This is a genomic window from Curvibacter cyanobacteriorum (genome assembly GCF_028649475.1).
Lineage (GTDB): Bacteria > Pseudomonadota > Gammaproteobacteria > Burkholderiales > Burkholderiaceae_C > Curvibacter > Curvibacter cyanobacteriorum.
On sequence record NZ_JAQSIP010000014.1, the window covers coordinates 15,240 to 37,498 of the forward strand.

The window sequence follows — 22,259 nt, forward strand, 5'->3', positions numbered from 1 at the left end:
AGAAAAAACCGCCTCGAGGGCGGTTTTGTCGGGCAGCGTGCGGGACGCGCTTCAGACCGAGAAGCTGGAGCCACAGCCACAGGTGGTGGTGGCGTTCGGGTTCTTGATCACGAACTGTGCACCTTGCAGATCTTCCTTGTAATCGATCTCGGCCCCCAGCAGGTACTGGTAACTCATCGCGTCAATCAGCAACGACACACCGTTCTTGGTCATCGTGGTGTCGTCTTCGTTGGTGATCTCGTCAAACGTGAAACCATACTGGAAGCCCGAGCAACCACCGCCCTGCACAAACACGCGCAGCTTCAGGTCAGGGTTGCCCTCTTCAGCGATCAAGTCAGCCACCTTGGCGGCCGCGCTGTCGGTGAAAACGATGGGGGTGGGCATTTCGGTCGGCATCGACTCGACAACAGCACTCATGGGGATCTCCGGAAACGGTTTGGTCTGAATAGTACAAGAATTCGCTCGGGAATTCCGGTCAGTGGGAATTAGCCGTCAATGACAACAGGGGCTTTTCGTCCATCTGCACCGCGGGGCACAGCATGCCCGCCACCACCGCGCCCTGGTGCATCTCCAGGGCCTTGTAGTAGATGTCGCCTTCGATGCGGGCGCGCGGCTGCAACTCCAGCAGTTCGCGGGCGTGCACCGGGCCTTGCACCCGGCCATTGATGATGACGTGGTCGGCATACACGGCACCGATCACCGTGGCGGTTTCCGAGATCACGAGCAGGCTGGGCTGCGACTCATCCACCCGCACATCACCCACCACGTCGCCGTCGACCCGCAGGCCCTCGGCGAAGGTGATGTTGCCGTCGATGCGGCTGCCTTGGGCGATCAGGCTCTTGATGGGCGGTTGCTTCTTCTTGGCGAACAAAGTCAGTCCTTTCGAGGTCGGTAAGCCGTGTGACGGCCGCTCACAGCTTCAGGGTCTGCACGGCGCGCGACCCATTGGCGTCCAGCACCCGGGCCGTGATCTGCTTGACCACCGCCTGGGCCGGCAGGTCCACCACCCCTTCGAGGCGGCGGTACTGGCGGAACTGCAGGGGCACCGGGCCTTGCGGCAAGGGCATCTCCCAGGGCTTGCCCGCGAGCGTACCCGACAACAGCAACTCGAGACGGCCCTTGAATTCGGGGCCCGCCTTCACGGGCTGGATCACCAGCACCTGCCAGCGTAACTGCTGCCCGGCCAGGGTCTCGGCCTGCAGCCCGCGGATGCCGACGTCGTCCTGACTGTTGGCCGGGATCAGCTTCTCAAAGAAACCCAGGTCGTCGCGCAGCGAGCGGTTGTCCTGCTCCAGTTGGTGCACCTGCGCCAGCAGGCGCTCCTGGGTCGCGCGCTCGGCCGTCAACAGGCTGCCCGACGTGTTGGCCACCGACTGCGCCTTGTCGCGCTCGTCACGCATCTGGGCCAGCTGCTCGCGCAGCGCCAGCACCTCTTCCCGGGTGTGCGGCTCCAGGCCAGCGAGGTTCTTGCCAAACTCAAACGCCCACAGCGCAATGGCGGCGCAAAAGCCCAGCATGATGGCCAGCACCGCCCAACGCAAGGGCCAAGGCATGGCGCTGCGCACGGCCACCCGAGGGGCACTGATGGTGAGGCGTCGACGAAGCAGGCGAAAGCGCATGGGCCGGTGGCGAAAAGACAAAAAGGGGGAGCGTAAAACAAAAAAACCGCAACAAGTCGGACTTGTTGCGGTTTTGCAGAAAGAAACGCTGATCAGCGCTTGCTGAACTGCTTGGCGCGGCGAGCAGAGTGCAGGCCGACCTTCTTACGTTCCACTTCACGGGCGTCGCGGGTCACGAAGCCGGCTTGGCTCAGTGCGGGCTTCAGCGAAGCGTCGTAGTCGATCAGAGCGCGGGTGATGCCGTGACGGGTTGCACCGGCTTGGCCGGATTCACCGCCGCCGTGCACGTTGACCTGGATGTCGAAAGATTCAACATGCGAGGTCAGCACCAGGGGCTGCTTGGCGATCATGATCGAGGTTTCGCGGCCGAAGTAGGACTGGATGTCCTTGCCGTTCACCGTGATCTTGCCAGTGCCTTTTTTCAGAAACACACGGGCGACGCTGGACTTGCGACGGCCGGTGCCATTGTTCCATTCACCAATCATCTCGGCTCCTTACAGTTCCAGCACTTTGGGTTGCTGCGCGGTGTGGGGGTGCTCAGCACCGCCGTACACCTTGAGCTTCTTGATCATGGCGTAACCCAGAGGACCCTTGGGCAGCATGCCCTTGACGGCCTTCTCGATTGCACGGCCAGGATGCTTGGCTTGCAGGTCGCGGAAGTTGGTGGCAGTGATGCCGCCGGGGAAGCCAGAGTGACGGTAGTACACCTTGTCCAGGGACTTGGTGCCGGTGACCTTGATCTTGGCGGCGTTGATGATGACGATGAAATCGCCAGTATCGACGTGAGGCGTGTAAATGGCTTTGTGTTTGCCGCGCAGACGGAGGGCAACTTCGCTGGCTACCCGGCCGAGCACCTTGTCGGTGGCGTCAATCACAAACCACTCGTGCTTCACGTCTGCGGGCTTAGCGCTGAACGTAGACATGTATTGCTTTCGAGTTGGTTGCCGGCCTGAAAGGCCGGCTGCAAAAAGCCCTTTTCCACGGTCGGTGTTTCTCTTCTGGAAACCTCTTAGGTGGGGATCGCCCAGCCTGCCCATCCACCACCCTTGCGGGTTGAAGTCTGATGCGGGTCCAAGCTGAACCTGCGGCTTCGGGATCGGCAGCAATGGCTGCGCAGACTTCGCCGCGGGGCTAAAAACGCTGCGAAGCCTTCTATTCTACAAAATACAGGGCCGCACGTCCAGCAGCAAGGCCCAGGGCCCTGCCACCTTCCGGCGGCCATGCAAAAAAGGCGCAACCTTTTCAGGTTGCGCCAATGAAGAAACTCACTCGCACAAAAAATCAGAAGGAATGACGGATGCCCACGCCGAAGCTGGTGCCAGTGGACTTGGCGGTGATCTTGTCATTCATCAGCACCGCGTAGACATCGGTGCGCTTGGACAGGAAGTAGTCGTAACCCAGGCTGGCGGTCTTGCGCGAAATGCCGCTGTCCAGCGAGGTGTTGGCGTAGGCCGCCAGCACCTTGCCAGCACCGACCGGTGCGCTGACGCCGACCGAGGTGGTCTTGGCCTTGGGCGTCAGGTTGTTGGCGGCTTGGCCATAGGTCAGGAAGGCCTTGGCCACGGTGAAGTCATACGAGCCACCGAGCATCCAGTCCTTCTTGGTGTTGGCCGGCGAGAAGGCGGTCACCACGGGGTTGTTCAGCTGATCGCGCTCGTAGAAGCCGGTCAGGGCCAAGGGGCCATTGAAGTACATGGCGTTCACGCCGATGTTCTTCTTGCCCGAATTGCCGGTGGTGCTGTCCAGGTTGCTGAACTGGTAGTGCACGTTGCCCGACAGGCCGCCGAATTTCGGCGTGCTGTAGATGACTTCGTTCGACCAACCGGTGTCCGACGGGGTGGTGGCGGTCCAGCCCGTGCCGTTGAACAGGCCCACGTTCGCGTGCAGCACCAGCGGCGAGAAGGTGAAGGAATCACCGAAGGGGTTGGCGATCACGGTCGGCAGGAAGTTGGGGGCCAGACCACGGCCCACGGTCACGGCACCGAAACCACCCGACAGGCCCAGGTTGGCGTCGCGCGAGAAGAAGGTGTCGCCCGTGAAGCGGCCCGGCACGCCCGAGTTGACTTGCATGAACGAGGTCAGGGCGAAGTTGGCACGCAGGCCGCCACCCAGGTCTTCAGAGCCCTTGAAACCGATCCAGGAGGTGGTCATGCCACCGCTACCGACTTTGCTGGTGCGGCCGCCGTCACCCGCCATGCGGATGGAGCCGGCGTAGGTATCCAGCAAGCCCATGACCTGAACGGTGCTTTGAGCATGGGCACCACCGGCCATCGCAGCCAGCGCCAAAATAGACATGAGGGACTTTTTCAAGTTGTTCTCCAGAGGTTTAAACAATCAATCAACGGACATTGCGAAATCGAACGGGGGGTCATGTCCTGCCGAACCGCCTCAGTGGCCACCGGGGACCACCGCCGGACACCCCTCTGCGATGGGGTGGCGTGCGGGGGCCGTGGTGTCAAGGCCGGCCTGGACCGGGGCTGAAGCGACTTACCGACGTTACCGACCGTTTCAATTTAATGACAAGCAATACCTGGGCCATCCAAAACTTCACATAGTGGCCATAAGAGTCTGATTACACCTCAGGCAACCGACCTGGGTTAGGCAAAAGTCAAGCCCCAAAACCCCACCGGCCTCCCCCGACCTCGCGGCGGGCGCCATCGGGCCCGAAACCCTGGATTTTGCGGGCTCACCGCTGCTGCGCGGGCCCGCATCAGCCTGCTGGGCGATCAGCGCTCAGAACAGGCGCTCGGAACGCTCCTGCAAACCCCGCCGGTAGTCGACACAGGCCTTGGTGGCCGTGTTTTCTGGCCGCGCACAGGCTTGGTGCATGCACATGGTCTTGGCCAACACGTGGCTGTCCGCACACAGCGCTGCACCACTGCCACTGGCGGCACCGCCCGCCGGGGCGACCGGCTCGGGGCCGGGTCGGTTGCTGGCGGCCTCGGCGCCACGCCCCTCGTCACGGCCCGCGGTGCGCGCGCCCGCGGCCGACCCGGACGCCGCGCCCCGCGAGGCCGCCCCCGTGGCCGCAGCGCCGGTCGCCGCAGGGGGCACCGCCGCCGCTGCCGCTTTGCGCTGAGACGAATCGCTGGCCCCGCCCGGTGTCACCGCCGTCGAACGCGCTGCCGGGCTGCTGCCGGCTCGGGGCGACTCCGCCACAGGGGCGGAGGTCGGCGCGGCGGTCGGTGCGCCAGCCCCAGCCTGGCCCTCGGTCGGCTGGGCCGGCCCGGGCGCCGGAGGCGATGCAGCCGCAGCGCCTGCCGAAGCCGCGGGGGCGGCCGGCTCGGCCAGCTCGGTGATGACGCCGGCGTCGGGGTCGTGCGACACCTGCCACCACCACCCGAGCCCGGCCCCCAGCAGGGACAGCAGCACCACCCCGATCACCGTCTGGCGCCAGTGCAGCGCATCTGCCGACGGTGGCGCCCCCGCTGCGCGGGGCACCACGGGGGGCACAGCCGCTGGCGCGGCCACCTCGGCGGCGGCCAGCGGCACGGTGCGCGCGGCGGTGGAGGGGGCCTCGACGCGGGTCGCGGACACGGCCGCGGGCGGCCGCGCATCGACCGACAGCGCCTGCGGCCAGGTGAAGTCCAGGTCAGGCTCCGGCGTGGTGGGGGACGGCGCGGGCCCGGGCAGGACGGTGGTGACGTCGGTCGAGCCCGGCTGGGGCGGGGGAGCGCTCCCCGGCGCCTGCCAGAGGTCGCCCAGTTCGGCGCGCCAGTCAAAGCGGCTCAGGCGCGCCAGGTCCACCGACAGGCCCATGGCCTCGGCCAGCGCCTGGGTGCTGGCCGGTCGCTGCTCGGGCCGGATCGCCAGCGCCTGCGACAGGCTGGCCACAAACGGCGCCGAATAGGACTGGCCGAACTCGGCCTCCACCACCCGCGCCACCTCGGCCAGCGGCAGCATGCGGTCCTTGATGATGCGGAAGGTGGCCGGCGGCGCTGGCTTGTTGCACAGGCAGTCATACACCACGGCGGCCAGCGAATACAAATCAGACCAGGGCCCAGGGTGCATGTCCTCGGCCTCGGCGTACTGCTCGATGGGCGCGTAATTGACCTTCAGGATGGCGGTGTGCTTTTGCGTCTGCTCCCCCACCGCGCGCCGCGCCGCGCCCAGGTCCAGCAGCACCGGCGGCCCCAGGTCTTGCAAGAAGAGGTTGTCGGGCGACACATCGCGGTGCAGGGTGTCCCCCTCGTGCAGCACCGACAGGGCCCCCAAGACCCCCCCCAGCACCTGGCGCAACCAGGCTTCGGGCGGCGGGCTGCGCATCTGCTGACGGGCCTGCTTGAGGGTCATGCCCTGGTACAGGGGCATCACCATGTAGGCGGTGCCGTTGGCCTCCCAGAAGCGGAACACCTTGACCAGCGAGGGGTGGTCAAAGCGGGCCAGCAGCCGCGCCTCGCTGAGGAAGCCTCGCAGACCCGACTCGTAGGCCGGCCCGTCGGCCGATGAGCGCGTGGCCACGCGCTGCCCTTCGGCACGCCCGGCCAGGGCGCTGGGCATGTATTCCTTGATGGCCACCGGCCGGTGCAAGGAATGGTCAAAGGCTTGGTACACCAGACCAAAGCCCCCCACCCCCAGCAAGCCCGTGATCTCGAACTCGGCCAGGCGCTCGCCCACGGCCAGCGCATCGACATGGGTCAAGGCGGCGGGAGAGGCGTCAGGAACGGGGGAGGTCATGGACAACAGGAACAGCGGCGGCGTTCCGAGACCCGGAAGTCGCGGCGACAAAGCCCTGATTTGAACAATTTACAGGCGCCGAGGATAGCGCCTGCTGCGGCAAAAGGCAGAGCGGATGCCAACAAATACCGCCGCCCCGTTACCATTGGCGCCATGTTCAGTTACCGCCACGCCTTCCATGCAGGCAACCACGCCGATGTGCTCAAGCACACCGTGCTGGTGTCCGCACTCCAATATTTGACAGAAAAAGACGCGGCCCTGACCGTGATCGACACCCATGCGGGGGCCGGTCTGTACCGACTGGATGGCGACTACGCCACCACCAGCGGGGAGGCCGAGCAAGGCATCCGCGCCTTGCTCGCCGGTCCGGTGGTCGAGCCCGAACCAGTCGACCCCAACGCGCCCAAGGGCAAGTACGCGCCCAAGAAAGAAGGCTTCAAGCTCGCCCCCGCGCTGGCCGACTACGCCGAGCAGGTGCGCGCCTTCAACAGCGGCAACTCGCTCAAGGTCTATCCGGGCTCACCGTTCATCACGCAGCGCCTGCTGCGCAGCCACGACCGCCTCAAGGTGTTTGAACTGCACCCCACCGATGCCCGCGCCCTCGAAGGCAACATCGCCCAACTCGAAGTCGGCCGCCAGGTCGCTGTGCTGCGCGAAGATGGTTTTGAAGGCGTGAAGAAGTTCTTGCCGCCGCCAGCACGCCGTGCCCTGCTGCTGTGCGACCCCAGCTACGAAATCAAGTCCGACTACCTGCGCGTGCAGGACCTGATTGCCGACTGCCTGAAGCGTTTTGCCACCGGCACCTACGCGGTCTGGTACCCGATCATCCCGCGCCCCGAGGCGCACGACCTGCCGCGCCGCCTCAAGACCATGGCCAACAAGGCGGGCAAGGCCTGGCTGCACGCCACGCTGACCGTCAAGTCGGGCAGCAAGTCGGGCGGCGGCCTGCCGGCCAGCGGCATGCTCCTGATCAACCCGCCCTACACCCTGAAAGACCAGCTCAAGGAAGCCCTGCCCCAGATGGTGCAGTTGCTCGGTCAGGACAAGGGCGCGGGCTTCACGCTGGACAGCGGCAGCTGATCCCGCCGGCCCGGGCGGCCCGGGCGGGCGTCGCCGGCAGGCCCTTTGAATGCGCGGTGGGCAGGCGGCCTGCCGCCCTACCCCCCCGCTCCCCGGTCCGAACCGGATCACTGCGCGCAGACGCGACCGGTCACGGCCGGCAGGGACAGGGCCACTTCTTTGATCCCCGTGCCCAGCAAGTCCAGCGCCAGCGCGGCCGCGCGGCTGAGGTCAATGATGCGGCCCGCCGTGTGCGGCCCGCGGTCGTTGATGCGCACCAGCACCTCCTTGCCGGTGACCAGGCTGTGCACGCACACCTTGGTGCCAAACGGCAGCGTGCGGTGGGCCGCGGTGAAGGCATTCATGTCAAACCGCTCGCCGCTGGCGGTGCGACGGCGGTGCAGCGCCAGGCCATACCAGGAGGCCGACCCGCGCTCAAAGAACAGCTCATCGGGCGACATCAGGGTGCTCAGCGGGTCGCCCACGAGTTCGGGCAAGGACGCCGCGTCAGGCCCCTGGGCCGGGGCGCTGTCGAGCGTGTCTCGCGTGGGCAGGCTGAGCCCCGGCACGGCGCCAAAGCCAGCCTCGGCCGACAGCGCCCCGGCGCTGCCCAGCAGGCCCGCCAACAAGACGCCGCTCAGCAGCAGGCGCCGCATGCTCAAGCCGACAAGGCCAGGCGGTCCAGCAGCGCCAGCGTGGCGGCGCTCTGGTTCATGGTGTAGAAGTGCAAGCCCGGCACGCCAGCGTTGCGCAACTGGTCGCACAGGTCGGTGACCACGTCCAGGCCGAAGGCCTTGATCGACTCCACGTCATCCCCGAAGGCCTGCAGGCGCAGGCGGATCCAACGCGGGATCTCGGCGCCACAGGCGTCCGAAAAACGCATCAGCTGGGTCGAGCTGGTGATGGGCATGATGCCCGGCACCACCGGCACGTCGACGCCCAGGCGGTAGGCCTCGTCGACGAAGCGGAAGTACGCATCGCTGTTGTAGAAGTACTGCGTGATGGCCGCGTCCGCGCCCGCGCGCACCTTGGCCGCATAGGCCTGCAGGTCGGCCTCGGGCGAGCGGGCTTGCGGGTGCACTTCAGGGTAGGCCGCCACTTCGATGTGAAAGTCACGCCCGGTCTCGGCGCGGATGAAGGCCACCAGGTCGCTCGCATACTGGAACTCGCCCCCCGCACCGTAGCCGCTGGGCAAGTCACCGCGCAGGGCCACCAGGCGCTTCACGCCCATGGCCTTGAGGGTGGCCAGTTGCTCGCGCACCGAATCCCGCGTGGCGCCGATGCACGAGAAGTGCGAGGCGGCGCTGACGCCTTCGGCCAGGATCTCGCGCACGGTGGCAAACGTGCCTTCCTGGGTCGAGCCCCCGGCCCCGTAAGTGACCGAGCAGAACTCGGGCGAGCGCTGGTACAGCGCCTGGCGCACGGTGCGCAGCTTGGCAGCGCCTTCGGGCGTCTTGGGCGGGAAAAACTCAAAGCTGACCGGCAGACGGGCCGAGGCCGCGCCGGATGTGGAACTGGATGAGCTCTGACTCATGCCGCTCTCCTTGCATGGATGAAAAATTCACGGTTGCCATCGCCACCGCTGATCGGGCTGTCGAACCAGTCCTGCACCTGCAAACCGAGTTCGGCGCAGGCGCCACGCAAACGCGCTTCGACCACCGCGTACATCGCGGGGTCGCGCACGATGCCCCCCTTGCCCACCTGGCCAGGCTGCAGCTCGAACTGCGGCTTGACCAGCATCAGCAGGTCGCCGCCCAGGCCCAGCATGGGCATCAGAGCGGGCATGACCAAGGTCAGCGAGATGAAGGACAGGTCCCCGGTGATGAGGTCGAACTGACCGTCAAAAGGACCGCGCGGGCTTTCCAGCCCCTCGCATTCCGCCATCAGTTCCAGCGTGGTCATGTTGCGCGCATTGAGCTGCTCGATGCAGGTCACGCGGTCGTCGAAGCGCAGCCGCTCATAGAGCTGGCCCTGGCCCACGTCCACGCCCACCACATGGGCCGCGCCGGCCTGCAGCAGGCAGTCGGTGAAGCCCCCGGTGGACTGCCCCACGTCGAGGCACAGGCGCTCGCGCACCGACACGCCGGTGTGGCGCAGGGCGCCTTCCAGCTTGAGCCCGCCCCGCGACACGTAGCGCGCCTCGGCGGTGTCGACCAGTTCGATCTGAGCGCTGTCGGGCAGCTCCTGGCCGTTCTTGACGACCGCCACCCACGGCGAAGCCTCGCTGGGCCGCCACTGCACCCCCGCCGCGATCAGGCGCGAGGCCTGCGAGCGGGAGACGGCCAAGCCGCGCTCCACCAACAACTGATCAGCTCGCATGGAACCCTTTGGAAAAAGATGGGAAACAAGACCGGCAGGCCCGCCGGGCGCCCGGTCTGAAGAGGCGCAAGCGGCGCCTCAAAAAGACACCGCCCGTGGCACCCCGGCGGTGCCGGGGGTGCCACCAGGGTCAGGCCCCGCACGGGACCTGACCAGCGCTCAATGAACGCTCAATGAACGCTCAATAGCGGTAGGTGTCGGGCTTGTACGGGCCTTGCTTGGACACGCCGATGTAGGCGGCCTGCTCGTCCGTCAGCTCGGTCAGCATCGCGCCGACCTTCTTCAGGTGCAGGCGGGCCACCTTTTCGTCCAGGTGCTTGGGCAGCACATAGACCTGACCGCTTTCGTAGGCTTCGCTGCGGGTGAACAGCTCGATCTGCGCGATGGTCTGGTTGGCAAAGCTCGACGACATCACGAAGCTGGGGTGGCCGGTGCCGCAGCCCAGGTTCACCAGGCGGCCCTTGGCCAGCAGGATGATGCGCTTGCCGTCCGGGAAGATCACATGGTCGACCTGGGGCTTGATCTCTTCCCACTGGTACTGCTCCAGCGTGGCGACCTGGATTTCGTTGTCGAAGTGACCGATGTTGCAGACGATGGCCTGGTCCTTCATGGCCAGCATGTGCTCGTGGCGGATCACGTCCTTGTTGCCGGTGGTGGTCACGAAGATGTCGGCCTTGTCGGCGGCGTACTCCATGGTCACGACCTTGTAGCCTTCCATGGCGGCTTGCAGGGCGTTGATGGGGTCGATTTCGGTCACCCAGACTTGGGCCGACAGGGCGCGCAGGGCCTGGGCCGAGCCCTTGCCAACGTCACCGTAACCGGCCACGCAAGCTACCTTGCCAGCGATCATCACGTCGGTGGCGCGCTTGATGCCGTCCACCAGCGATTCGCGGCAGCCGTACAGGTTGTCGAACTTGCTCTTGGTGACCGAGTCGTTGACGTTGATGGCGCGGAACATCAGCGTGCCCTTGGCCGACATTTCCTTCAGGCGGTGCACACCGGTGGTGGTTTCTTCGGTCACGCCGATGATGTGGGCGCTCTTGCGGGTGTACCAGGTCGGGTCCACGGCCAGCTTGGCCTTGATGGCGGCGAACAGGATGCGCTCTTCGTCGCTGCCCGGGTTGGCCAGCACCGAAGCGTCCTTCTCGGCTTGCTTGCCCAGGTGCATCAGCAAGGTGGCGTCGCCGCCGTCGTCCAGGATCATGTTCGGGCCTTCGCCTTCGGTGCCTGCGGCGCCGAAGTCGAAGATGCGGTGGGTGTAGTCCCAGTAGTCTTCCAGCGACTCGCCCTTGACGGCGAACACCGGGGTGCCGGCCGCGGCGATGGCGGCTGCGGCGTGGTCCTGGGTCGAGAAGATGTTGCACGAGGCCCAACGCACTTGCGCGCCCAGGGCTTGCAGGGTTTCGATCAGCACAGCGGTCTGGATCGTCATGTGCAGCGAGCCCGTGATGCGGGCGCCCTTGAGCGGCTGCGACGGGGCGAACTCTTCGCGGATGGCCATCAGACCGGGCATTTCGGTCTCGGCGATGCGGATTTCCTTGCGGCCCCAAGCCGCCAGGCCGATGTCGGTGATCACACAGTCGGTGTTCACGGGGGTGTTGATACGTGCATTCATGGTTTGCTCCAAAACGGATTTTGAAAAAACCACTTGCCGGGGCGAAAAAACTCATCGCACGGGAAGTGGATGAGCGTCGTTGCGGTGTCGGTCCGAGCCTCACACCCCGCCTGTTTGGGGGTGCTGCAACGCTCCTCGGATCGAGCTATTTTATGCCAACTGCCAGGGGGGTGGCCGCAATGTCCCGGGCGCCGGCTCAGGTTAGCGCCCGCACCACCGCCGTGCCGGGCGAAAACCGGCGCTGGCTGGGCCCGGGGCCGCAAGCCTTTAAAATCGTTGGCTGCGCCCCACCGGCCCCCTTGCGGGCCCGGGTCTCAGCCCACCGCCGGAGCGACCCCATCGCGTCGCCCACCGGCCCCGAATTTCGCGCGCCGCCCCCGCGCCAACACCAAAGCCTGCCCGTGTCCTACGCCAACGAAACCCGCCGCCGCCGCACCTTTGCGATCATTTCCCACCCGGACGCGGGTAAAACCACGCTGACCGAAAAACTGCTGCTGTTCTCGGGCGCGATCCAGATCGCCGGCTCGGTGAAAGCCCGCAAGGCCAGCCGCCACGCCACCTCGGACTGGATGGAGATTGAAAAGCAGCGTGGCATTTCGGTCGCCTCGTCGGTGATGCAGATGCTCTACCGCGAGCACGTCATCAACCTGCTCGACACCCCGGGCCACAAGGACTTCTCCGAAGACACCTACCGCGTGCTGACCGCGGTGGACTCGGCCCTGATGGTGATCGACGCGGCCAACGGGGTGGAAGCCCAGACCCGCCGCCTGATCGAGGTGTGCCGCCAGCGCGACACGCCCATCCTGACCTTCGTCAACAAGATGGACCGCGAAGTGCGCGAGCCGCTGGACATCCTCGACGAGGTGGAACGCGAACTCGGCATGCCCTGCGTGCCCATGACCTGGCCCGTGGGCCAGGGCAAGAGCTTCGCCGGCATCATCAACCTGCGCACCCAGGCCATGACGGTGTTTGAAGCCGGCAGCGAGCGCCTGCCGCAGGACTTCGAGAGCATCCCGCTGAGCGAGCACGAGACCCTGTTGAAGCGTTTCGGGGCCGAGTACGAGTCCGCCCTGGAGGCCATGGAACTGGCCACCGGCGCCTCGCCCGCTTACGACCACGCGGCCTTCCTGGCCGGCAAGCAGACCCCGGTGTTCTTTGGCTCCGGGGTCAACAACTTCGGGGTCATGGAGGTGCTGGACGCGCTGGTCGACCTGGCGCCGCCACCGCAGTCGCGCAAGAGCACCGTGCTGGTCAACCGCCAGCCGGTCGAGAAAGAAATCCAGCCCGAAGACGGCGCCTTCTCGGGCGTGGTGTTCAAGGTGCAGGCCAACATGGACCCCTCGCACCGCGACCGCATTGCCTTTGTGCGCATGGCCTCGGGCAAGTACACGCCGGGCATGAAGCTGCGCGTGCAGCGCACCGGCAAAGAGCTGCGCCCGACCTCGGTGGTGACCTTCCTGTCGCAGCGCCGCGAAGCGGTGGACGAGGCCTACGCGGGCGACATCATTGGCTTCACCACCCACGGCGGCGTGCAACTGGGTGACACCATCACCGATGGCGCCAGCCTGCAGTTCACCGGCCTGCCCTTCTTTGCGCCGGAACTGTTCATGACCGTGATCCTGAAGAACCCGCTGCGCACCAAGCAGCTGCAGCAGGGCCTGGCCCAGCTGGGCGAAGAAGGTGCGATCCAGGTTTTCAAGCCCGACATGGGCGGCGCCATGCTGCTGGGGGCCGTGGGCCAGCTGCAGTTTGAAGTGGTGCAACACCGCCTGAAGGCCGAGTACGACGCCGACGTGCGCCTGGAAAGCAGCCAGTACACCGGCGCGCGCTGGATCACCGCCGACACCCCGGCCGAGCTGAAAGCCTTCACCGACGCCTACCCGATGCGCCTGGCGCACGACGCCGCCGACACGCTGGCCTACCTGTGCACCTCGCCGTACGACGTGCGCCTGGCCCAGGAGCGGTTTCCGAAGATCCACTTCCACCCGCTGCGCGAGCACGCGGGCCTGGCCCTGCAGACCGCGGGGTAAAGTCGGCGCCAGCGTGCAGGGTTCAGTCTGGCGCGGTGAGGGCTTGTGGCAACATACGCCCTCATGCAGAGCCAGCGGGCCTGCGGCGGCTCGGCACGCGTCCAGGCTCGCCGCGACCCAGCGAAGAGCCCAGGGAGAAACCAAGCAACGCCGCGATCGGCCCCTCCGGGGTGGCGCGCGCGCGTGATCCCTTGTTGACGCGCCCAGGTCCCTTGCTGCCCAAGCCCTACCGCCTTTTCAATTGATCGCCGCCATGACGTCCAGTCCGACACCGACTCCCCTCAACTGCCGCGTTGCCGTGGTCCTGCCTTGCTACAACGAGGCCCTGGCCATTGGCCAGGTGCTGGACGAGTTCAAGGCCTGCCTGCCCGAGGCCGAGGTCTACGTGTTTGACAACAACTCCAGCGACGACACGGGCGCCATCGCGCGCCGGCTGGGCGCCACGGTGATCCCGGTCGCCTTGCGCGGCAAGGGCAATGTGGTGCGGCGCATGTTCGCGGACGTCGAGGCCGACGTCTATGTGATGGTCGACGGCGACGCCACCTACGACGTCACCCACCTGCGCGAGCACATCCGCCTGCTGCAAGAGCGGCGCCTGGACATGCTGGTGGGCTGCCGCAAGGACGACGGCAAGGACCCGCAGACGTACCGCCCCGGCCACCGCCTGGGCAACCTCATGCTGACCGGTTCGGTCAGCTGGATTTTTGGTGGCGGCTTCACCGACATGCTGTCGGGCTACCGGGTGTTCTCGCGCCGCTATGCCAAGTCCTTCCCGGCCATGTCGCAGGGCTTCGAGACCGAAACCGAGCTGACGGTGCACGCGCTGGAACTGCGCATGCCCTACGCCGAAGTCGACATCGTCTACCGCGCCCGCCCCGAGGGGTCAACCAGCAAGCTGTCCACCTTGCGCGATGGCTGGCGCATCCTCAAGACCATCCTGAAGCTGTTCATCAGCGAGCGCCCGCTGGCCTTCTTTGGCCTGCTGGCCGCCTTCCTGGCCCTGCTGTCGGTCGGCATCGCCGCACCGCTGGCCTGGACCTACTTCCAAACCGGCCTGGTGCCGCGCCTGCCCACCGCCGTGATGGCCACCGGCATCATGATGTGCTCGGCCCTGTCGCTGGTGTGCGGCGCCATCCTGCACACCGTGACGATCGGTCGGCGTGAGGTCAAGCAACTGACCTACCTGGGCATTCCCCTGCACCAGCCATGAGCCGCCGGGTGTCACGTCAGTTCCTGTTTTTCTGTGTCGCCGGGGTGATCGGCCTGGGGGTCGACACGGCGGTGCTGTACGCCCTGGCGCCCTGGCTGGGCTGGTATGGCGCGCGGGTGGTGTCCTTCCTGAGCGCGGCCACCGCCACCTGGTGGCTGAATCGGCGCTTCGCCTTCGCCAGCCCCAGCCCCCTGACCGAGCCCTGGTGGCGCCAGTACCTGAAGTACCTGCTGTCGATGACCGTGGGGGGCCTGGTGAACTACGCCGTCTACGTGGCGACCCTGCAGTGGGTGCCCATCGACGGGGCGGCCCTGCTGGGCGTCGCGCTGGGCAGCATTGGGGGCCTGGGCTTCAATTTCGTGAGCGCCCGCTACCTGGTGTTTCGCCAACGGCAAGCCCCCCACAACGCTTCTTCTTGAACCCGCGCACATGACGGTTGCTTTCCAGATCGGCCTCTGGCCAGCCACCTTCAGACCGGTCGCCACCTGCGCCTTTGCTGCCCTCCGGGAAACCTGAATGTCCCCCGCCACCTTGTCCAAAACCACGCCCGTTCGCCCCCATTCGCGCGCACGGCGCCTGCACACGAGCTGGCGTGTCTGCCTCGGCGCGGGCCTGCTGAGCCTGGCCGCCTGCGGCGGTGACCACCGCCCGCCCCCGCCCGTGGCCCGCCCTGCCCCCGCGGCCCCCAGCCACCGCAGCGGGCCGGGCACCACACTGCCCATCATTGGGCTGTATGGCGACAGCCTGCTGGCTGGCACGGCCACCGGTCAGCCCAACAACCTGATTGCGGTGCCACCCGTGCGCCGGCTGCGCGAACTCAGCCACGACCGCATGGTCACCATCGACTACTCGCGCCCCGGGGCCACCACGGTGGACGCCCTGCGTGGCGGCTACGCCATGCCCTTCAGCGCCTGGGACGAACACATGAAAACCGCGCCCGAGCAACTGGTGGTGCTGCGCTACGGGGGCGCCGACTTCATCCTCGGGGTGCAGGAAAAAGAGTTCCGGCGCAGCCTGACCCAGCTGGTGCGAGGCGCCCAAGCCCACGGCAAGACGGTGGTGCTGGTGGGGCTGATCCCGGTGTTCAAAGGGGTGATGAAGTTTGACAAGGTGCTGCGCGCGGTCGCGTGGGAAACCCGCGTGCGCTACATCGAGCTGGCCCGCGTGCCGTTCCAGAAGCACGAGCTGATCGATGGCATCCACCCGGGGCAGGCCTACTCGGACCGCTTGATCCAGAAGCTGACCCCGCAGCTGATCCAGGCGCTTTGAGTGCGGCCCATGCACGCTCTCTTTGTGGCATGCCGGCCCACCGGGCCCGACGACACCTTGCACCATGACTGACGCCCTGTCTTTTGCCGCCGGGCAGTACGCCACCCTGGCGTGGCTGCTGCTGGCCTTCTGGGGGCTGGGCCAGACCCTGTTCAAGCAGGTGCTGCGGGTGCGCGGCACCGACCCCTGGCTGCAGTGGGCACTGGCCTGCAGCAGCGGCATGGGCCTGACCGCGCTCGCGCTGCAAGCCCTGGGCGTGGCCGGGCTGCTGCGCCGTGGGCCGCTCAATGGGGTGTTGCTGACCGGCCTGCTGCTGGCCATCTGGCAGTTGTGGCAGTTGTGGCAACTGGGGCGCGAGGCGCGGGGGAGGCGCCAGCGCGCCCAGCCCCAGCCCCAGCCCCAGGCCGACGGCCCCTCGGCCCCGGGCTCGGCCTGGCTGCGCGCCGCCTGTGCCTTGCTGGCCCTGGGCCTGCTGGTGCCCACCTGGGTGGCGCCGCTGAGCCCGCCCTTTGAATGGGACGAGATGATGTACCACCTGCCGCACGCGCGGCAATGGGTCGAGAACGGCCGCCTGAGCGTCAACGAGTGGCTGCGCTACCCCTGGTTTCCGTACAACTACAACCTGCTGTACGCCGCAGGCCTGATCTTGCGCGGGGACCAATTCACCCACCTGCTGCACGCGCTGGCGGGCTGGCTCACCACGCTGATGGTGTACCGCCTGGGTCTGCGCCACGCGGGCCCGTTGACCGCCCTGGGCGGCACCGCGATCTGGGTCGGCATGAACCTGTGGTTCTTCTCCAATGCCTATGTGGACCTGGGCGTGGCGCTGTTCGTCACCGGGGCCGGGGCCGCCTGCCTGTTGTGGCTGGAAGACCCCAAGGCGGGCCGCGGCTGGCTGCTGGTCAGCGCCTTCTTGATGGGCGTGGCGGTGGGCGCCAAGTACCAGAGCCTGTTCTTTTTGCCGCTGTACCTGGCCGTGCTGCTGTGGCGCGACCGACGCCCGGCCACGCTGGCGCTGGCCACGGCCGTGCTGCTGCTGCCCAGCCTGTACTGGTACGTGCGCAACGCGGTGCTGACCGGCGACCCCTTCAGCCCCCTGGGTGGCCAGGTGTTCGGCTTCCATGACTGGAACGCGCGGGATCATTGGTTGCAGTTCCAGGACCTCAAGCGCGTCGCCAACTGGCCCGAGTTCCCACTGTGGCCGCTGCTGCTGACCCCTCTGCTGCGGCCCTGGCGCAGCGGCCTGGCCTGGGCCTGCGCCGCCGCCTTCAGCGCCTACGCGCTGGTGAGTTGGTACGTCACCTCGCACTACGACCGCTACCTGGTGCCGTCGATGCCGGTGCTGGCCCTGCTGTCGGCCTGGACCTGCGTCGAACTGCTGCGGCGCGGCAGCCACGTGCTGGCGCGCCGCTGGCCCGCCATCACCCCGGCGCGGCGGCGCGGCGGCCTGTGGGTCGCGCTGGCCCTGGCCGCCGCCCTGGTGGTGAACTACGCGCGGCAGGAGTGGCACCACTACGCCTGGCGGGTGTCCCCCACCCAGGCCCAGCGCGACCAGTTCCTGCGCCAGCAGATCGTGGCCTATGACCTGCTCCAGCACCTGCGCACCCTGCCCGGCCTGAAGATTTACCAATGGGGACTGGAGGACGCGATCTACTACGCCCCCAACCCGATCTGGGGCGAGGTCTTTGGCCCCTGGCGCCAGGCCGACCTGGTCGACCTGTCGGCGCCCGAGCTGGCAGCCCACCTGCACCGACAAGGCTTCAACACCTTGCTGGTGCGCGACAACGTGTTGGAGCGCCTGCAGCAGTTGCCCGGTTTCGAGCAGCACTTCACGCTGTTGAGCGACGGCAAGGGTGGCCAGGCCTTCCAGATCTTGCCGCCCTGAGGCCCCATGATCGTGACCATGCCCGCCCCCCGCGCCCCCACCTGCCGCGCCCGGCCCGAGGGGCTCCGGCGCGCCTGTGCGGCCCGCGCGCCCGTCGGGATGACGGCGCCCCGGCCCGCAGCCCGAGCAGCGCCGGACCGACGACCGGCGGCACAGCGCAGCCCTAGACTTGCCGGGGTGCATCCCCAACCGACCGCTGTCCACGCCCGCTGGGGCGCCCGCGGTCAGACGCGCCTGCCGCTGCGGCGGCGGGCCCCAGCAACCCACGCGGGAGTCGGCCCCTTCCATGGCTAATGCAACCCTGTCCCCCCACCGGACCACGCCCCCCGCGGCCCCCGGGCTTCCCCATTTCGCGGCGCTGGACAGCCTGCGCGCGCTGGCGGCTGGGCTGGTGTTCCTGTACCACTTCCATGTGCTGGAGCCGGGCTCGGGCCTGAGCCTGTTCACCCACCTGCCGGTGCTGCAGATCGGCTGGATCGGGGTCGACCTGTTCCTGCTCATCAGCGGCTTCGTGATCACCCGCTCGGGGCTGTCTCAAAACGCCCTGAGCACGCCCCAGGACCGGCGCCAGTTCATGGTCCGGCGGCTGGCCCGCATCGTGCCGCTGTACCTGGTGACCAGCGTGTTCTGGCTGGTGTGGGTCGACCCCTCGCCGGTGCTGCAAGGCTGGAGCACCACCCTGATGCAGATTGGCAGCCACCTGGTGTTCCTGCACAACCTGTGGCCCAGCACCCACGGGTCGATCAATGGCCCGACCTGGTCGATCGCACTCGAGATGCAGTTCTATGTGTTCATCGCGCTGACGCTGCGCTTCATGCCCCGGGGCGCGCCCTGGAAATGGCTGCTGGGCCTGATGCTGCTGGCCTGGGCCTTCAAATGGGCCGTGGCCCTGGGCCTGCGGGGCGCCGACAACGCGGTGCCCCTGATGGTGATTTACTCGGGCGAACTGCCGGGCACGCTGGACGAGTTCGGCCTGGGCATCTTCCTGGCCCTGATGCTGCACCGCCAGCCCGGCTGGCTGCAGCGCTGGAGCCAGCCCGCCTGGCGCCATTGCCTGCTGTGGCTGGCGCTGTTCGGGCTCGGCTTCAATGCCTGCGTGCAGGTGATGGCCCACCACGGCGACTACTGGGGCAACGCCTGGATGGTGGTGTTCTGGAAGACCGGCCTCGTGGTCTCGTTCTTCTTTCTGCTGCTGGCCGCGCTCAGTGTGCCCGGCGGGGTGCAGGGCCTGTTGAAGCCGCTGAACTACCTGGGCCAGATCAGCTACGGCATCTACCTGTGGCACATGCCGGTCCTGAAGCTGTGGCAACAAAGCGGCACCCTGCATGGCGGCCCGCTGCTGGCGGCCGTGACGGGCTGCACCCTGGCGTTGGCGGTGCTGACCTGGCATGGGCTGGAGCGGCCCCTGAGCCAGGCCCTCCCCCGCCTGCCCTGGATCCAACGCTGGTGCCAGGGGGCCGCGGCCCCCCGGCGCCGCCACGCCCCAACCTGACCCCTCTGGCAGGGCCGCCGAACCGCCGCCCTGCCCGTCCCCACCCCTTGTTCACAGCCCACCGCCCCCTGCCCGACTGACCCAAGACCATGACTGAACTGGCCTTCATCCAAAAGTTTTACGGCGCCCTCGCGGGCCTGGTGCTGGCCTTCTGGGGCCTGGGGCAGGCCACGCTGCTGGCACTGCGCGCCCCCCGGGTCGAGGACCGCTGGCTGGGCTGGGCGCTGACCACCACCCTGGGGCTGGGCCTGTTCATCGTGCTGGTGCAGGCGCTGGCCGTGGCCGGCCAACTGCACCGACCGGCCCTGTTCGGGCTGCTGATCCTGGGCTGGGGCCTGGCGGCCTGGCGGCTGTGGCGGGCCTGGTGCGAGCGCGAGCGCCTGCTGCCTGGCCGCACCCGCCCGCCGCGCACCTGGCATGCCTTGGACCTGGTGGCGCTCTGGGCCGTGCTGATGGCGCTGGCCCCCACCCTGGTCGCCCCGCTGGCCCCACCGCTGCAATGGGACGAGCTGATGTACCACCTGCCGCACGCCAAGCAGTGGGCCGAAAGCGGGCAACTGACCGTCAATGGCTGGCTGCGCTTCCCCTGGTTCCCGTACAACTACGACCTGCTCTACGCGTGCGCCCTGCTGCTCAAGGGCGACGTGCTGGCCCACCTGCTGCACGCGCTGGCGGGCTGGCTGGTGGCCGTGATGGTGTACCGCGTGGGCCTGCGCCACGGCGGCCGGCTGACCGCCAGCCTGGCCACGGTGACCTGGCTGGTGCTGGGGGGCTCGCTGTACGGATCGGCCTACATCGACCTGGGCATCGCGCTGTTCCTGAGCGCCAGCGCCACGGCCCTGTGGCTGTGGGGGCAGGACCGCCGCCGGGTCAGCTGGCTGCTGGTGGCCGCCTTCATCCTGGGGCTGGCCGTGGGCAGCAAGTACCAGGCCCTGATTTACCTGCCCTTCTTTGGCGCGGTGCTGCTGTGGCAGGAGCGCCGGCCTTCGGTCTGGCTGCGCACGGCAGCGGTGTTCCTGCTGCCCTGCCTCTACTGGTACGTGCGCAACGCCGTGCTCACGGGCGACCCGTTCAGCCCCTTGGGGGGCCGCCTTTTTGGCTTCCACGACTGGAACGAATGGGACCTGAACGCCCAGCTCAATGACCTCAAAGGGGTGGCCAACTGGCCGCCCAAGATCCTGTGGCCGGCCCTGCTGAGCCTCTTGATGCCGGCGCTGTGGCGCGACCGGGTCTGGCGCGGCCTGCTGCTGCTGAGCGCCTACGCCACCGCGGTGTGGTGGGCCACCTCGCACTACGACCGCTACCTGCTGCCGGCCTTCCCGCTGCTGGCCTTGCTCAGCGCGCGCGTGATCAGCGCCGGGCTGGCGCGCCTCTGGCAAGCCTGCCCACGGGTCGTGATCGAGCCGCGCTGGGTGGGTCAGCAACTGGGGCTGCTGCTGGCGCTGGGCGGCGTCGGTCTGTTGGGCCAGTACGGCTGGACCGCCAGCGAAAAAGCCCTGCGCCAGGTGGCCTTCACGCCCGAACAACGCGAGGTCATCCTGACCCGGGCGCTGCCCGCCTACCCGCTGGTGCAGCGCCTGCACCAGCCGCCGGGGCGTCGCATCTACCAGTTCGCGCTGGAGAACCTGACCTACTACGCCCCCAACCCGATCTGGGGCGAGATTTTTGGCCCCTGGCGCAACCACGACCGCATGTTGCTGGGGGCCAAGGGCCTGGCCGAGCGCCTGCGCGCCGAGGGCTTTGACACCCTGCTGATCCGCAACGACGTGCTGGGCATGTTCAAGCCCGACGCCGACTTTGACCAGTATTTCCGTTCGATCGGCCAGGCCCCTGGGGCCGAGGCCTTCGACCTGCTGCCCCCCTGAACCCGGAACCCGCCCCGATGCAGCCGCTGCACACCCTGCCCCCCACCCGCGCCGCCGCTGTGCGCGGCGTGTTCACCGACATCGACGACACCCTGACCACCGACGGCGCCATCACGTCCGAGGCCCTGCAAGCGCTGCAGGCCCTGCGCGACGCCGGCCTGACGGTGATCGCCATCACCGGGCGGCCGGTGGGCTGGAGCGAGCCCTTTGCACAGCAATGGCCGCTCAATGCCCTGGTGGCCGAGAACGGGGCCGTGGCCCTGATCCCCACCCGGGACGCGGCGGGCCAGCCCGGCCTGGACCGCCTCTACCAACAAACCGCGGCGCTGCGCGAGATCCATTGGCAGCGCATGCAGGCGCTGCTCAGCGAGATCGAAGCCCGCGTGCCCGGCGCGCAGCGCGCCACCGACTCCTGGGGCCGCGAGACCGACATCGCGATCGACCACAGCGAGTTCTGCCAACTGCCCCAAGCGGCCATCGACGCGGTGGTGGCACAGATGCGCGCGGCCGGCATGAACGCCACCGTCAGCAGCATCCACATCAATGGCTGGTTTGGCGACCACAACAAGCTGCAGGGCGCGCGCTGGATCTGGCAGGCGCTGACGGGTCGGGCCCTGGACGCCGAGCTGGACCAATGGGCCTACATCGGGGACTCGACCAACGACCAACTGATGTTTGAGCATTTCCCGCTCAGCGTGGGGGTGGCGAATGTGAGCCGTTTTGTGCCGCAGTTGCAGCACCTGCCACGCTATGTGACGCCCAGCGAACGCGGGGCGGGTTTTGCCGAACTGGCGCAGGCCCTGCTGCGGGCGCGCTCAGCGGCTGGGACGGCCTGAACCGCCCGCGGAGGGGGCCTGGCGCTCGGCGTCTGAAGCCGCCTCCGCCTCGGGCTCGGGGAGCTCGATCGCGGCATCGCAACCGATGCCGGCGGCGATCCAGCGCCGCGCCAGGCGGGCCAGCAGCGCCTCGGCCCAGCGCCCGGGCACCGGGAGGTACTGCGCCGGGGCCTGCATCAAACCGCAGCGGTAGACCGACTGGGCCGGCACCCATTGCAGCGCCCGGCAGGCCCCCTGCCGGCGACGCGAGACCAACACGCCCAAGGGGCAGGGCTCGGCCAGGCAGCACACCCCGCAGCCATTGCAGGGCTGGCCCCAGGCCGGTTTGGGCGGCGCCTCGGGGTGGATTTCAATGACGCGGTGTTCGGACATGGTGTGGGCCT

General features: G+C 67.8%; 21 protein-coding genes and 1 riboswitch. Of the genes, 9 read left to right on the forward strand and 12 right to left on the reverse strand.

The window, feature by feature from the left end:
- Positions 1-51: 51 nt before the first annotated feature.
- The 7 genes from erpA to PSQ40_RS20550 all read right to left on the reverse strand — a co-directional run bounded on the left by erpA (position 52) and on the right by PSQ40_RS20550 (position 6,296).
- Entirely contained in the window at positions 52-417 is a 366-nt protein-coding gene (gene erpA / locus PSQ40_RS20520; RefSeq protein ID WP_273953759.1) for an iron-sulfur cluster insertion protein ErpA, read from the reverse strand.
- 58 nt (positions 418-475) lie between these two features.
- On the reverse strand, positions 476-871 hold the full coding sequence (locus PSQ40_RS20525; protein ID WP_273953760.1) for a bactofilin family protein: 396 nt from the start codon (positions 869-871) through the stop codon (positions 476-478).
- A gap of 40 nt (positions 872-911) precedes the next feature.
- Entirely contained in the window at positions 912-1,619 is a 708-nt protein-coding gene (locus tag PSQ40_RS20530) for a DUF6776 family protein (protein ID WP_273953761.1), read from the reverse strand.
- Positions 1,620-1,711: 92 nt separating this feature from the next.
- Positions 1,712-2,104, reverse strand: a complete 393-nt coding sequence (gene rpsI / locus PSQ40_RS20535; RefSeq protein ID WP_273953762.1) for a 30S ribosomal protein S9 — start codon at positions 2,102-2,104, stop codon at positions 1,712-1,714.
- A 9-nt stretch (positions 2,105-2,113) separates the two neighbouring features.
- Positions 2,114-2,542: a 50S ribosomal protein L13 gene (gene rplM / locus PSQ40_RS20540; protein ID WP_273929256.1), complete on the reverse strand. Its 429-nt coding sequence runs from the start codon at positions 2,540-2,542 to the stop codon at positions 2,114-2,116.
- Between the two features lie 358 nt (positions 2,543-2,900).
- Positions 2,901-3,929, reverse strand: a complete 1,029-nt coding sequence (locus PSQ40_RS20545; RefSeq protein WP_273953763.1) for a porin — start codon at positions 3,927-3,929, stop codon at positions 2,901-2,903.
- A gap of 423 nt (positions 3,930-4,352) precedes the next feature.
- Complete coding sequence (locus tag PSQ40_RS20550; protein WP_273953764.1) at positions 4,353-6,296, reverse strand: serine/threonine protein kinase; 1,944 nt, start codon at positions 6,294-6,296, stop codon at positions 4,353-4,355.
- A 153-nt stretch (positions 6,297-6,449) separates the two neighbouring features.
- Between PSQ40_RS20550 and PSQ40_RS20555 the strand changes: the two genes are divergently transcribed.
- Positions 6,450-7,376, forward strand: coding sequence for a 23S rRNA (adenine(2030)-N(6))-methyltransferase RlmJ (locus tag PSQ40_RS20555; protein WP_273953765.1), 927 nt, complete (start codon positions 6,450-6,452; stop codon positions 7,374-7,376).
- Between the two features lie 107 nt (positions 7,377-7,483).
- On the opposite strand, the gene PSQ40_RS20560 is transcribed toward PSQ40_RS20555, so the two are convergent.
- From PSQ40_RS20560 to ahcY, 4 genes are all read right to left on the reverse strand, one after another.
- Positions 7,484-8,011 (reverse strand): septal ring lytic transglycosylase RlpA family protein, encoded by a 528-nt coding sequence (locus tag PSQ40_RS20560; RefSeq protein ID WP_273953815.1) that lies wholly within the window; start codon positions 8,009-8,011, stop codon positions 7,484-7,486.
- Between the two features lie 2 nt (positions 8,012-8,013).
- Positions 8,014-8,889 carry a methylenetetrahydrofolate reductase [NAD(P)H] gene (gene metF, locus PSQ40_RS20565; RefSeq protein WP_273953766.1) on the reverse strand — a complete coding sequence of 292 codons (876 nt, stop codon included), beginning with the start codon at positions 8,887-8,889 and terminating at the stop codon, positions 8,014-8,016.
- Positions 8,886-9,674, reverse strand: coding sequence for a TlyA family RNA methyltransferase (locus tag PSQ40_RS20570; RefSeq protein WP_273953767.1), 789 nt, complete (start codon positions 9,672-9,674; stop codon positions 8,886-8,888). The genes metF and PSQ40_RS20570 overlap by 4 nt, the downstream gene beginning before the upstream one ends.
- Positions 9,675-9,855: 181 nt before the next feature.
- Positions 9,856-11,289 (reverse strand): adenosylhomocysteinase, encoded by a 1,434-nt coding sequence (gene ahcY / locus PSQ40_RS20575; RefSeq protein ID WP_273953768.1) that lies wholly within the window; start codon positions 11,287-11,289, stop codon positions 9,856-9,858.
- A 64-nt stretch (positions 11,290-11,353) separates the two neighbouring features.
- Positions 11,354-11,432: riboswitch (S-adenosyl-L-homocysteine riboswitch) on the reverse strand.
- 258 nt (positions 11,433-11,690) lie between these two features.
- On the opposite strand from ahcY, the gene PSQ40_RS20580 reads away from it, so the two are divergent.
- From PSQ40_RS20580 to PSQ40_RS20615, 8 genes are all read left to right on the forward strand, one after another.
- Positions 11,691-13,319, forward strand: coding sequence for a peptide chain release factor 3 (locus PSQ40_RS20580; RefSeq protein ID WP_273953769.1), 1,629 nt, complete (start codon positions 11,691-11,693; stop codon positions 13,317-13,319).
- 253 nt (positions 13,320-13,572) lie between these two features.
- On the forward strand, positions 13,573-14,529 hold the full coding sequence (locus tag PSQ40_RS20585; RefSeq protein ID WP_273953770.1) for a glycosyltransferase family 2 protein: 957 nt from the start codon (positions 13,573-13,575) through the stop codon (positions 14,527-14,529).
- Positions 14,526-14,948: a GtrA family protein gene (locus tag PSQ40_RS20590; RefSeq protein ID WP_273953771.1), complete on the forward strand. Its 423-nt coding sequence runs from the start codon at positions 14,526-14,528 to the stop codon at positions 14,946-14,948. Before PSQ40_RS20585 ends, PSQ40_RS20590 begins: the two co-directional genes overlap by 4 nt.
- A gap of 97 nt (positions 14,949-15,045) precedes the next feature.
- Entirely contained in the window at positions 15,046-15,798 is a 753-nt protein-coding gene (locus PSQ40_RS20595; RefSeq protein ID WP_273953772.1) for an SGNH/GDSL hydrolase family protein, read from the forward strand.
- Positions 15,799-15,862: 64 nt separating this feature from the next.
- The gene (locus PSQ40_RS20600) at positions 15,863-17,683 is read left to right on the forward strand and encodes an ArnT family glycosyltransferase (RefSeq protein ID WP_273953773.1); all 1,821 of its coding nucleotides are present in this window, start codon (positions 15,863-15,865) and stop codon (positions 17,681-17,683) included.
- A gap of 286 nt (positions 17,684-17,969) precedes the next feature.
- Positions 17,970-19,175 carry an acyltransferase family protein gene (locus tag PSQ40_RS20605; RefSeq protein WP_273953774.1) on the forward strand — a complete coding sequence of 402 codons (1,206 nt, stop codon included), beginning with the start codon at positions 17,970-17,972 and terminating at the stop codon, positions 19,173-19,175.
- Between the two features lie 89 nt (positions 19,176-19,264).
- Positions 19,265-21,040 carry an ArnT family glycosyltransferase gene (locus PSQ40_RS20610; RefSeq protein ID WP_273953775.1) on the forward strand — a complete coding sequence of 592 codons (1,776 nt, stop codon included), beginning with the start codon at positions 19,265-19,267 and terminating at the stop codon, positions 21,038-21,040.
- Positions 21,041-21,057: 17 nt separating this feature from the next.
- Positions 21,058-21,876: an HAD-IIB family hydrolase gene (locus tag PSQ40_RS20615; protein WP_273953776.1), complete on the forward strand. Its 819-nt coding sequence runs from the start codon at positions 21,058-21,060 to the stop codon at positions 21,874-21,876.
- Here the strand turns inward: PSQ40_RS20615 and PSQ40_RS20620 are convergent.
- Positions 21,856-22,248 carry a hypothetical protein gene (locus tag PSQ40_RS20620; RefSeq protein ID WP_273953777.1) on the reverse strand — a complete coding sequence of 131 codons (393 nt, stop codon included), beginning with the start codon at positions 22,246-22,248 and terminating at the stop codon, positions 21,856-21,858. The two genes, PSQ40_RS20615 and PSQ40_RS20620, sit on opposite strands and share 21 nt — an antisense overlap.
- Between the last annotated feature and the right edge of the window lie 11 nt (positions 22,249-22,259).

Excerpts from the sequence above, each read along its gene's own strand:
- PSQ40_RS20550 (WP_273953764.1), bottom strand. The coding sequence starts at position 6,296 with ATGACCTCCCCCGTTCCTGACGCCTCTCCCGCCGCCTTGACCCATGTC.
- rplM (WP_273929256.1), bottom strand. The coding sequence starts at position 2,542 with ATGTCTACGTTCAGCGCTAAGCCCGCAGACGTGAAGCACGAGTGGTTT.
- PSQ40_RS20530 (WP_273953761.1), bottom strand. The coding sequence starts at position 1,619 with ATGCGCTTTCGCCTGCTTCGTCGACGCCTCACCATCAGTGCCCCTCGG.
- PSQ40_RS20585 (WP_273953770.1), top strand. The coding sequence starts at position 13,573 with ATGACGTCCAGTCCGACACCGACTCCCCTCAACTGCCGCGTTGCCGTG.
- erpA (WP_273953759.1), bottom strand. The coding sequence starts at position 417 with ATGAGTGCTGTTGTCGAGTCGATGCCGACCGAAATGCCCACCCCCATC.
- rpsI (WP_273953762.1), bottom strand. The coding sequence starts at position 2,104 with ATGATTGGTGAATGGAACAATGGCACCGGCCGTCGCAAGTCCAGCGTC.
- PSQ40_RS20615 (WP_273953776.1), top strand. The coding sequence starts at position 21,058 with ATGCAGCCGCTGCACACCCTGCCCCCCACCCGCGCCGCCGCTGTGCGC.
- PSQ40_RS20605 (WP_273953774.1), top strand. The coding sequence starts at position 17,970 with ATGGCTAATGCAACCCTGTCCCCCCACCGGACCACGCCCCCCGCGGCC.
- ahcY (WP_273953768.1), bottom strand. The coding sequence starts at position 11,289 with ATGAATGCACGTATCAACACCCCCGTGAACACCGACTGTGTGATCACC.
- PSQ40_RS20590 (WP_273953771.1), top strand. The coding sequence starts at position 14,526 with ATGAGCCGCCGGGTGTCACGTCAGTTCCTGTTTTTCTGTGTCGCCGGG.
- metF (WP_273953766.1), bottom strand. The coding sequence starts at position 8,889 with ATGAGTCAGAGCTCATCCAGTTCCACATCCGGCGCGGCCTCGGCCCGT.
- PSQ40_RS20555 (WP_273953765.1), top strand. The coding sequence starts at position 6,450 with ATGTTCAGTTACCGCCACGCCTTCCATGCAGGCAACCACGCCGATGTG.
- PSQ40_RS20560 (WP_273953815.1), bottom strand. The coding sequence starts at position 8,011 with ATGCGGCGCCTGCTGCTGAGCGGCGTCTTGTTGGCGGGCCTGCTGGGC.
- PSQ40_RS20600 (WP_273953773.1), top strand. The coding sequence starts at position 15,863 with ATGACTGACGCCCTGTCTTTTGCCGCCGGGCAGTACGCCACCCTGGCG.
- PSQ40_RS20620 (WP_273953777.1), bottom strand. The coding sequence starts at position 22,248 with ATGTCCGAACACCGCGTCATTGAAATCCACCCCGAGGCGCCGCCCAAA.
- PSQ40_RS20595 (WP_273953772.1), top strand. The coding sequence starts at position 15,046 with ATGTCCCCCGCCACCTTGTCCAAAACCACGCCCGTTCGCCCCCATTCG.
- PSQ40_RS20610 (WP_273953775.1), top strand. The coding sequence starts at position 19,265 with ATGACTGAACTGGCCTTCATCCAAAAGTTTTACGGCGCCCTCGCGGGC.
- PSQ40_RS20570 (WP_273953767.1), bottom strand. The coding sequence starts at position 9,674 with ATGCGAGCTGATCAGTTGTTGGTGGAGCGCGGCTTGGCCGTCTCCCGC.